This window comes from Anaerocolumna sp. (genome assembly GCF_032079385.1).
In the GTDB taxonomy this organism is placed as follows: domain Bacteria; phylum Bacillota; class Clostridia; order Lachnospirales; family Lachnospiraceae; genus Anaerocolumna.
Window position 1 is genome coordinate 47,594 of record NZ_DAMAUC010000003.1, and the last position, 10,319, is coordinate 57,912.

Annotated in this window: 10 protein-coding genes; all 10 read left to right on the top strand. The window is 34.7% G+C overall.

All coding sequences use genetic code 11. The features are described 5' to 3' along the window. Positions 1–4 precede the first annotated feature (4 nt). Entirely contained in the window at positions 5–1,051 is a 1,047-nt protein-coding gene (locus RT261_RS03490; protein WP_313129417.1) for an ABC transporter ATP-binding protein, read from the top strand. Next, a complete protein-coding gene (locus tag RT261_RS03495) occupies positions 1,042–1,983 on the top strand; it encodes an ATP-binding cassette domain-containing protein (protein WP_313129420.1) in 942 nt (313 codons plus the stop codon). Before RT261_RS03490 ends, RT261_RS03495 begins: the two co-directional genes overlap by 10 nt. 932 nt (positions 1,984–2,915) lie before the next feature. Continuing rightward, positions 2,916–3,719: a serine hydrolase gene (locus RT261_RS03500; RefSeq protein WP_313129423.1), complete on the top strand. Its 804-nt coding sequence runs from the start codon at positions 2,916–2,918 to the stop codon at positions 3,717–3,719. A gap of 8 nt (positions 3,720–3,727) precedes the next feature. Beyond that, positions 3,728–4,549: an NlpC/P60 family protein gene (locus RT261_RS03505; protein WP_313129426.1), complete on the top strand. Its 822-nt coding sequence runs from the start codon at positions 3,728–3,730 to the stop codon at positions 4,547–4,549. A gap of 497 nt (positions 4,550–5,046) precedes the next feature. Next, positions 5,047–6,042 (top strand): dipeptidase, encoded by a 996-nt coding sequence (locus tag RT261_RS03510; RefSeq protein WP_313129429.1) that lies wholly within the window; start codon positions 5,047–5,049, stop codon positions 6,040–6,042. 292 nt (positions 6,043–6,334) lie between these two features. Then, positions 6,335–7,177: a serine hydrolase gene (locus RT261_RS03515; RefSeq protein ID WP_313129432.1), complete on the top strand. Its 843-nt coding sequence runs from the start codon at positions 6,335–6,337 to the stop codon at positions 7,175–7,177. Positions 7,178–7,217: 40 nt separating this feature from the next. Next, the gene (locus RT261_RS03520) at positions 7,218–7,907 is read left to right on the top strand and encodes a hypothetical protein (RefSeq protein WP_313129434.1); all 690 of its coding nucleotides are present in this window, start codon (positions 7,218–7,220) and stop codon (positions 7,905–7,907) included. 576 nt (positions 7,908–8,483) lie between these two features. Next, on the top strand, positions 8,484–8,606 hold the full coding sequence (locus RT261_RS03525; RefSeq protein ID WP_313129436.1) for a hypothetical protein: 123 nt from the start codon (positions 8,484–8,486) through the stop codon (positions 8,604–8,606). A 330-nt stretch (positions 8,607–8,936) separates the two neighbouring features. Beyond that, positions 8,937–9,926, top strand: coding sequence for a glycosyltransferase family 2 protein (locus tag RT261_RS03530; RefSeq protein ID WP_313129438.1), 990 nt, complete (start codon positions 8,937–8,939; stop codon positions 9,924–9,926). A 69-nt stretch (positions 9,927–9,995) separates the two neighbouring features. Continuing rightward, positions 9,996–10,319: glycosyltransferase (locus RT261_RS03535; protein WP_313129440.1), on the top strand; the 324-nt coding region annotated here is incomplete at its 3' end.

Sequence of the window (10,319 nt, forward strand, 5' to 3'; positions counted from 1 at the left end):
CTGAATGGAAAAAGAAATTGCATTATCCGTAAAACATCTAAACGTAAAGTTTAACCTCCGAGGTAAAGTATTACATGCAATCAGAGATATTTCCCTGGATATATACAAAGGGGAAAGCCTTGCAATTGTAGGTGAATCCGGCTCCGGAAAGTCTGTTTTTACAAAAACCTTTATGGGGCTGTTGGATAAAAACGGCTGGATTGATTCCGGTGAAATCTTATATGGTGATAAAGATCTTTCGGCTTTTAAAGATGAAAAAGAATGGCTTACTATTCGGGGGAAAGAGATAGCCATGGTATTGCAGGATCCTATGACCAGTTTAAATCCCCTAAAGACAATCGGTGCCCAAATTAGCGAAGCTATTGAAATGCATCAGGGACTAAAGGGGGAGGCCTGTAAAGCTGCAGTTCTTGAAATATTGCAGGATGTGGGTATTACGGAACCGGAGCGAAGATATAAGCAATATCCTCATGAATTTTCCGGAGGTATGCGTCAAAGGGTTGTAATTGCTATAGCAGTTGCCTGTAAACCCAGAACATTAATCTGTGATGAGCCCACTACGGCTCTAGATGTTACTATTCAAGCTCAAATATTAGATTTATTAAAGAATTTAAAGAAAAAGTATGATTTAACTACCATATATATTACCCATGACTTAGGTGTAGTTGCTAATGTAGCTGACCGGATTGCAGTAATGTATGCAGGGGATATTGTAGAATACGGAACCTGTGAAGAAATATTTTATGATCCGAAACATCCCTATACCTGGGCGTTACTATCCTCTCTGCCGCAGCTGGGGAAAAAAGGTGAAGATTTATATTCCATAAAAGGAACACCCCCTAATCTATTCAATGAGGTTCATGGTGATGCTTTTGCACCAAGAAATCCTAAGGCATTAAAAATTGATTTTATAGAAAGACCGCCTCTTTTTGAGGTGACTCCTACACATAAAGTCCGTTCCTGGTTAATGGACCTAAGAGCTCCTAAAGTAGAACCTCCGGAACATATAAAGGAACTTCGTAAGATAGGAGGTAAGACATCATGGCAGTAGGCAAATCCAAAGAAAAATTATTGGAAGTAAAAAACTTAAAAGTCAGCTTTGGTGAGCACAGACATAAACATGTGGTAGTAAACGATGTAAGCTTTGATATATATAAAGGAGAAACCTTTGGCTTAGTAGGTGAGTCCGGTTCTGGAAAAACTACCATAGGCCGTTCAATTATTCGAATTAATCCAACCATGAGTGGCGATATCTTATTTCATGGACAGAAAATCAATGGTAAAATATCAAAAGAATTGGATCGGGAAATAACCGCTAAGATACAAATGATTTTTCAGGATCCAATGGCATCTCTCAATGAGCGTGCCAAAGTGGATTATATTGTATCCGAAGGTTTGTTAAATAGAAAAGTAAAGATTACGGAAGCAAGAAGAAAGGAAATGGTAGATAAAACCCTACTTGATGTAGGTCTTCTACCTGAATTCTCCAGCCGTTTTCCACATGAATTCTCAGGAGGACAAAGGCAGCGAATTGGTATTGCAAGGGCACTGATTATGGAACCGGAATTTATTATTGCTGACGAACCTATATCTGCACTTGACGTTTCCATCAGGGCTCAGGTTTTAAATCTATTATCCGAATTGCAAAAGAAGAGAAATTTAACTTACCTTTTTATCGCTCACGATTTATCTGTAATGCGGTTTATTGCAGACCGGATAGCTGTGATTCATAAAGGGGTATTTGTGGAAATGGGAGAGACCGAGAAAATATTTACAAATCCATTACACCCATATACAAAAGCCTTATTATCTGCAGTTCCCATGCCGGATCCAATTGCAGAAAAGAAAAAGCAGCTTACCGTATATGACCCTTCCATGCACGACTATTCTGTAAAAAAGCCAAAGTGGGTGGAAATTGAAGAAGATCATTTTATCCTTGGAAATGATCCGGAGATAGAAGAGTATAGGAGAAACCTGAAGTAATTGGTTAGATGTGTTATATGGATTAAATTATTTTGACTGATAGTAAAATGACTGGAAATAGTTTTGTGAGAGAAGTAGAATATAACTATAGTAGAGTATTGCTGATGGTAGAATATGACTGACAGTAGGATATGACTGCCGGTAGGATATGACTGCCGGTAGAATATTGCTGACAGTAGGATATTGCTGACAGTAGGATATGACTGCCGGTAGAATATTGCTGACGGTAGGATATGACTGCCGGTAGAATATTGCTGACAGTAGAATATGGCAAGAAGTAGAATATTGCTGACGGTAGAATATGGCAGAAAGTAGAATATTGCTGACGGTAGGATATGACTGACGGTAGAATATTGCTGATAGTAGAATATGGCAGGAAGTAGAATATTGCTGACGGTAGAATATGCCTGACAATAGGATATGACTGACGGTAGAATATGACTGACGGTAGAATATGACTGACAGGAGAATATGACTGACAGGAGAATATGACTGACAACCGAGTATGGCTGATAGTAGAATATGACTGGAAGTAGAGAATAAGCCTGACGGTAGATTATGATTAGCGGTAGAGTATAGCTGACAGTCGGGTATAACTGGAAGTAGAATATGACTGACAGCCGAGTATGACTTACAGTAGAATACGATTGTTAACAAAATATAACTGGTATAAAATATAACTGGTATAAAATATAACTGGTATAAAATATAACTGGTATAGAATATAGCTGATAATAAAATACAATTAATAATAAAATATAGAAAAGAGAGATGAACAAAATCAAAGCCAAGGGTTATAGAATTGGTCTTGGAATTATATTATGGTCATCTCTCTTGGCTATTTTGACTTAAACACCGAAGCAAATGCAAAAATAGTAACTGTAGATTCATGTATTTAGCAAATGCCAATTATATAACGGAAGGAGATAGGTATGGATAGAAATGGCTTACAGCAAGCAATTAAGAATGAAATAATTTCTGCAACAAAAGACGGAGTAGAAATATCTTTGTTGATAAAAGACTTCAATACACAGGATATTTTATATTCTTATGAGGAAGCAAGAAAAGTAGTTTCAGCCAGTATTATTAAAGTACCCATTATGCTTGCGGCGTTGGAACAGGTGCAAGAAGGAAAAATAGAGTTGGATTCTCCAATAGAACTAAACGATTCCATTATATTAGAGGATACAGAGGTATTTGAATATGGCGGAGGCAAATACACCCTGGAGGAACTCTTGGTATGGATGATTATAGAAAGTGATAATACGGCTACCAATTGCCTGATTGATTTATTTACTATGGAGAAGATAAATGCCTTTTGCAAAAAGCTTTCTCTAAATTCAACAAAGTTAGAGCGGAGAATGTTGGACTTTCAAGCAGTAAAAGAGGGAAGAAATAATTATACTTCTGCTAAAGATATGGCAATTCTGTATGGAAAATTATATAATAGAACCATACTTACTCCGGATTTATGCGACACAGCCCTTAGTATTTTAAAAAGGCAGCGTCATAAACAACTGTCTCTCCGTTACATATATGACGATATTACAGTAGCCCATAAAACAGGTAGTTTAGATAATTTAAATCATGATGGGGGAATATTCTATCTGCCCAATGCTCATTATTACTTTGGTGCATTTGTATGGAATGCTCCTGATAATGAGTATGCAAGCAAATGGATCGGCAGAATATCCAAAGGAATCTATGAATATTATAAAACAAATAATGAAAGGTAAATTCGAATATGAAATATGCATTAGTGAATTGTACCATTCTTTCTCTTATGAAGGAGACAACGAAAGACAGTGAACTTCAAGATGAAGATCTTTATGGATATAAGGTTGAAATCTTATCCCAGCCCGCACCAGGATGGTATGAAATCAGAACACATTATAATTATACAGGTTACGTACAAGCTTCATGCCTGTTATTAGATGAAGAAAAAATACAGGCATGGGACAGAGCTTATAAAATGATTGTAGTTCAGTCCTATGCAGATGTACTTTCTATGCCCAAATATCAAGGACATCATATGATGAGTTTAACCCGTGGTGCTCTCCTTGCAGTGCTTTCTCAGCCAGATGAAAATGGCTGGGTAAAAGTAGGACTTTGTGATGGAAGAGAAGGATATATAAAAGAGAGATTTTTAGGAGAATATATTACTACCTGGGACCCGTCTGAAGAAGAATGGATTCGTTATCAAGTGGTAAATACAGCGCTCTCTTATTTGGGAACCCAGTACCGCTGGGGTGGTAAGAGTCCATTGGGAATTGATTGTTCGGGCTTAACCTCCATAGCGTATATGTTGAATGGGGTAATTATATATCGGGATGCCAAGATTATGGAAGGATTCCCGGTTCATGAAATTGCCTATGAGGATATGAAACCTGGAGACCTATTATTTTTCCCTGGTCATGTTGCAATGTATATCGGTAATGACAAATATGTTCATTCTACCGGTAAAAACGGCAGTGATGGAGTAGTAATTAACAGTTTAAATCCTTTTGATGAGGATTATAGAGAAGACTTACTGAAAAATTTAAAGGCTGTAGGCAGTATATTTTAACTTTTATCAAGGAAGTCCACTTCTGTTAGCAGAGGTAACCCCTACGTCTATAAGGAGAGGTAACCCCCATTTTCATGAGAGGAGATAATCCTTACTTCTATAAGGAGAGGCAACCCCCATTTTCATGAGAGGAGGTAACCCCTACTTCTATAAGGAGAGGCAACCCCCATTTTTATGAGAGGAGGTAACCCTCATTTCTATAAGAGGAGGTAACCCACACTTTTGTAAATGGAGGTAGGGAGTTGCTTGTTTTTGCCGGATTTTAAGTTTCTGCTGAAATGTCACGTAGTGGAAATGAGGTTATTAGCAAGCAACGTAAGCGGATTGTGAATATCCACTTTGACCTTATATTAAATTTTTAAATAAAAACTGCAAAGCATTTTTTGTAAAATTAGAAGAAAGGGAATAATCAGCCACATCGTTTATTTTGTGGTACGGCACATCTGCAAACAGAAAAACTTATTTGTAAGCGGATGTGCAGAGAAAAGGTGTAAATTATGAAAGTCGTTGATATGCACTGCGATACCATAGCAGAAATTTTTTATGCAAATAAAGAGGGCAAAGAAAGTGGCCTTTTGAAAAATAAGCTCCATTTGGATTTGGAGAAAATGAAAAAAGGGGACTATTTGCTTCAAAACTTTGCCATGTTTGTAGATATAAAAAACTATGAAAACCCATTGGAGCATTGCTTAGAATTAATTGATCTATTTTATAGCCAATTGGAAATAAATAAAGATAAGATAGCAATTGCGCTTAATTACGATGATATTATGAAAAATGAAGCAGCAGGTAAAATCTCAGCTGTATTAACCATAGAAGAAGGAGGGGTTACAAAAAACAATTTAGCCCATTTAAGAAACTTCTACCGGCTTGGGGTGAGAATGCTGACACTAACATGGAACTATGAGAATGGTATCGGTTATCCTAATTTTGAATACATAAAAGGGAAAGTACCGAATTTCAAAGCGCCCAATACTACACAGGGGTTAACTGAATTTGGAATAGAATTTATTCATGAAATGGAACGACTGGGAATGATTATAGATGTATCCCATTTATCCGATGCAGGATTCTATCAGGTGTTGGAAAATACTACGAAACCATTTGTGGCAAGCCACTCCAATGCCAGGGCAAAATGCAGCCATGTAAGAAATCTAACCGATGATATGATTCGTAAACTGGGAGAACGAGGCTGCGTAGCGGGAATGAACTACTGTAATAGTTTCCTGGATGATGCAGAAGATGAAAGTAAGGCTGTGGGTACAATCTCAGCAATTGTGGATAACATTCTTCATTTTCGTCAAATCGGTGGATATGAGTGCATTGGTCTTGGCTCAGACTTTGACGGAATACCAACCAATCATGAGCTGCCGGATGCTTCTTATATGCCTTTGCTAGAAAATGCCTTGAAAAAGGCTGGGTTAAGCAACCATGAAATCGAAAGTGTTTTTTATAAAAATGTGCTTCGATTATATAAAGAGGTATTAAAGTAAGCTATTATTTCACAAAAAATCTATATTATAACAGTATCATAGCTTTTTGGTAAGTGGAAATTTAATCATATACATGAAAATGGTGGAAAAGGCTATGGCGTATAGGTGTGGAAAAGTGACTATCCCCTTGAACCCAATAAGATATACAGCGTATTAAGTCCGATAAATATTCTTTCATTCAAAAAATTTATTGGAAAGAGATTGAAAGTTCATTTTAGAAGATTTTCAATAGCAACTATGTTCGTATAGTTTCTGTTACTAAAAAAGTAAAAGCACTGGAATAGAGGTTAATATGAGGGAAATTACATTAGAAGAGAGAATAAAAGCAGAATTGGCCAGTTATAACGGCACTATGGGTATATATGTAAATGATTTTCAGGGAAATAAAGTAGAAATTAATATTGATGAAGAATTCGAAACTGCCAGCTGCGTGAAAACATATATATTAGGGACTTTATTTGATGAGGTTGAAAAGGGCAATAAGAGTCTAAGTGATAAGTTAATATACACAAAAGAAAATGAAATAGAAGGTAGTGGAATATTAAGAAGTCTGGATTATGGAGTGGAATTAACGGTTAAAAATGTTGCAACCTTAATGATTATTGTAAGCGATAACATTGCAACCAATATGATGATTGACTACTTGGGAATTGATACAATCAACAGATTTATGCAAGCTTATGGATTTACACATACAAAGCTTCATAACAAGATTAATTTCGAAATATATGATAAACTTGGTACTACGACACCAAGAGATTACAGTAAAATATTTGAAATGATCTGCAAAGAAGAATTAATCAGTCCGGAAGCATCCAGACAGATGTTAGAGATATTTAAGAAACAACATTATAATTCCATGATAACGAAAAGTTTCCCACAATACTTCTTAGATAGTGAAGATACTGGTGAAGAAGAATTAATTTATGTGGCTTCCAAAAGCGGAAGTATGGATGCCTGTAGAAATGATGGAGGGATTGTATCGACTCCTTATGGCAAATATGTGATTGTGCTATTTAATAAGGATTTTACGGATCCGATCTATTATCCGGAACATCAGGCTACGGTATTTGGTTCAAAAGTCAGCAGGTTAATCTTTGACCAGTACTTAGCTTTGAAGGGAAGAATAAAATAATATTGTGGATTTGTTTAATTAGGAAAGGATACATTATTAAATGAAATTTGAATTTGAATATGTAAATAGTCTATGTTTTGGGCTTGTAGGTACCAATGAAAAGTTTCGGGAAATGTATAATGTATATTTGCATAATCATCCTCAGAGTAAAGAACCTATATTTATTTATAATGAAGAATTTGTAAATTTTATGGTTAAATTACTTAGGGAAGGTAAAGATTATGATTTTACTAACTATGACAAACTAGAAAAATTGTTTGAATATATTAATGTTATTAATTTTTTGCATGATAAAAGAGAAGCAATAAGACTTCAGAAATATTGTAGTAATACCCTATCAGATTATAAGAGAGAAGATGAAATTAAAGAATTATCAAACTATTGTTTTTATGATAGCTATTTAATTAAGTTTGAAATAAATCAACATAGGGATATATGTAAGTTTTACTTCTATAGTGTAATAGTATTTAAAGATGAGGAAAATGCTGAAGGAAGAAATCTTGTTCTTACATTTAAAGATGTTAAAGACATTAAATTTAGAGGAGCTTTTGATTTTGAATTTTTAAAAGGAAGTAAAGTTCTTGAAAGTAATGAATATAAGATTTCTGATGATTTATATTGTTTTGAGTTTTTGAGTATTGCAAATCATGAGCATTTTATTATTGAAATTACTTTTTCTAATATTAGTGTAGAAGATTTTGACTATGATTCAACTCGATTTTTCACTTAATAAATGTACTAGATTCTATTAAAGAAATACTTAAAATAACACCGTTTGCACATCAAGCTAACGGTGTTATTTTATTAAATTTTTGATTCGCTAAATGAGTGAAACAAAAATCTGCCTGCATTTCGTGGGTGGTATGATTACAATAGAAGTTCTTACATAAAACATAAGTGATTTATCTAAATATGAATTTAATAAATGCAGATAATTACTAAAAATAATTATCGATATAGAAATAATCTGCTCTCTATCTGCGATTAATGTTTGTATTATTTTGCTGTCTTACACTTAAAACAGATAATGAACGTCTGAAACGGGAGATTAATAATGACAGTTCCAACTCATCACTCCCACCATCTTCTGACCAGCCACGTGGAAAAGCCGCGAACACATAATGGCAGAGTAAAATCCGGGAAACCAGGTGCCCAAAAAGTGCACAAAGGGACTACCCTAACCCAAAAGAAGTAGAAGAAAAAATAAAATCCGGAAAATACAAGCATACTATCGAAAAAATAGGTTCTGGAAAGGGGGACTATATCACAAAATACATCCTGGATTTAGAAATAATTCCCGTAATCCGTGAGATACAAACACATCCGGTTTTGGAACTATGAACGTTTAAAAGAGTGCACCGATTTATCGGCAGTCGATTTATGCAGTATTGTTGATGCACTTATAGAATTGAGCAGGCATATCCAGTAGCTATGTGATGGCATGCTTGCCTGTCATCATTAATCAAACAAGGCAATGACACGAAAGTGAGCAAGATAGTGTCATTCCAAGAAAGCATTAACATAAATGCATTCATCATATCTCCGTGGATGTCAGGAAGGTAGTGATGAAGAAATTTCTGTATTTTTGTTCCTGGACTGTGAATAGAAGAGTAAAAAATAAAAAAAAGACACTAAAATAAAAAAAGGTTACTTTTAAAAAAACATCAAACTGGTAATATATTCTATGTTGACTAATTACGCTTTTTCGATATGCTGGATTTAGTATCGAATTTCTTTAGGACTAGCTGGGAGGAATATAATGTATAATAAAACTTCAGTCATAATGCCCACATATAACAGAAGTATATATTTAAATTTAACATTGGCTGGCTTTACAATTCAAACAAGTAAAGACTTTAACATAATTATCGTGGATGATGGCAGTGTAGACAATACGAAAGAGGTAGTTGATGCATATAAAGACAAATTAAATATAGTGTATGTGTATCAAGAAAACATGGGGCGTTCTAAAGCAAGAAACACAGGATTGAAATATACGAATGCCAATCATATTATTTTTTGTGATGACGATAGAATCCCGAATAAAAATTTTATTGAGATTCATCAAGCATACAAGAGCCAAATGCTTGTAGTAGTGGGAATGAAAGAAATGATTATGGCTAGGTATCATTCCCAATTGACATGGAAAGAGAAATCTTTAATGATATTAATTCAACAGCTTAAGAAATCAAATAGAGACGTTTTTAAAGAAGATTTTTTTGATGAAAGAGATATAATAATTGACTTTGAAAATATTATTAATACCTTTAGCATAGGGATTTCTACTGATAACTATCGTGATGTTGTTGAAGAATACGGAAACAATCTTGTGGGTTTTCATTTTCCATGGGTTACTGGAACGACAGCTAATATGTCCTATGTACGAGAAAATATCGAGGACTTCCTCTTTGATGAAAACTATGCTTCTTGGGGAATGGAAGATACGGATTACTCCTATATGTTATATCGACGAGGATACCAATTTAAAATGATAGATGATGCAGTTAATTATCACCAGATTCATCCAAGTAATTTTTCTCTGGAAAAGGATAGCCTGAATAAAAATATTAAATATTTCTGCCATAAATATGATGATATATCTTGTTATTTATTTGCAAATATATTTGGAGTAAAACGCATTTCAATGGTAGATTTAAATAAGTTGTGTCAAGTGGTGACTGAGAAAACAGGAGGGCGGAGCCCTATAGAAGAAACTCTAAAGAAGCTGTTAACAAATACGTTATATTAGCTGGACTAGTTAAGCATTGAGAATCATATTACTGTTTGTGTGCTGTTAGGTAACGGAATGGAGATTAATATGAAAATATGTGGGTGTGTAATGGCAAAGAATGAAGAATTACTTCTTCCAGAGTGCTTAAATTCACTAAAGCAATTAACAGATATTATTATTGTTGTTAATAATGGTTCTTCTGACAATACAGAAAAAGTTGCAGAAGAATTTGGCTGTATCTTAATTGACAGTCCAGATACAATTGTAGACGAAGGTAGAAATGAGTACATCAATATGGCTAATGCCCTAGGTGCTGATTGGATTTTTATATTAGATGCAGATGAACGTATAACATCTGCGGATGCAAAATTAATGCGACAAGCCTGTGAAAATGCGGCAATGGATGTATAT

What these genes read in the sequence shown, in the direction of transcription:
- RT261_RS03490 (WP_313129417.1), top strand. Translation starts at nt 5, where the DNA reads ATGGAAAAAGAAATTGCATTATCCGTAAAACATCTAAACGTAAAGTTT.
- RT261_RS03500 (WP_313129423.1), top strand. Translation starts at nt 2,916, where the DNA reads ATGGATAGAAATGGCTTACAGCAAGCAATTAAGAATGAAATAATTTCT.
- RT261_RS03495 (WP_313129420.1), top strand. Translation starts at nt 1,042, where the DNA reads ATGGCAGTAGGCAAATCCAAAGAAAAATTATTGGAAGTAAAAAACTTA.
- RT261_RS03520 (WP_313129434.1), top strand. Translation starts at nt 7,218, where the DNA reads ATGAAATTTGAATTTGAATATGTAAATAGTCTATGTTTTGGGCTTGTA.
- RT261_RS03530 (WP_313129438.1), top strand. Translation starts at nt 8,937, where the DNA reads ATGTATAATAAAACTTCAGTCATAATGCCCACATATAACAGAAGTATA.
- RT261_RS03505 (WP_313129426.1), top strand. Translation starts at nt 3,728, where the DNA reads ATGAAATATGCATTAGTGAATTGTACCATTCTTTCTCTTATGAAGGAG.
- RT261_RS03515 (WP_313129432.1), top strand. Translation starts at nt 6,335, where the DNA reads ATGAGGGAAATTACATTAGAAGAGAGAATAAAAGCAGAATTGGCCAGT.
- RT261_RS03510 (WP_313129429.1), top strand. Translation starts at nt 5,047, where the DNA reads ATGAAAGTCGTTGATATGCACTGCGATACCATAGCAGAAATTTTTTAT.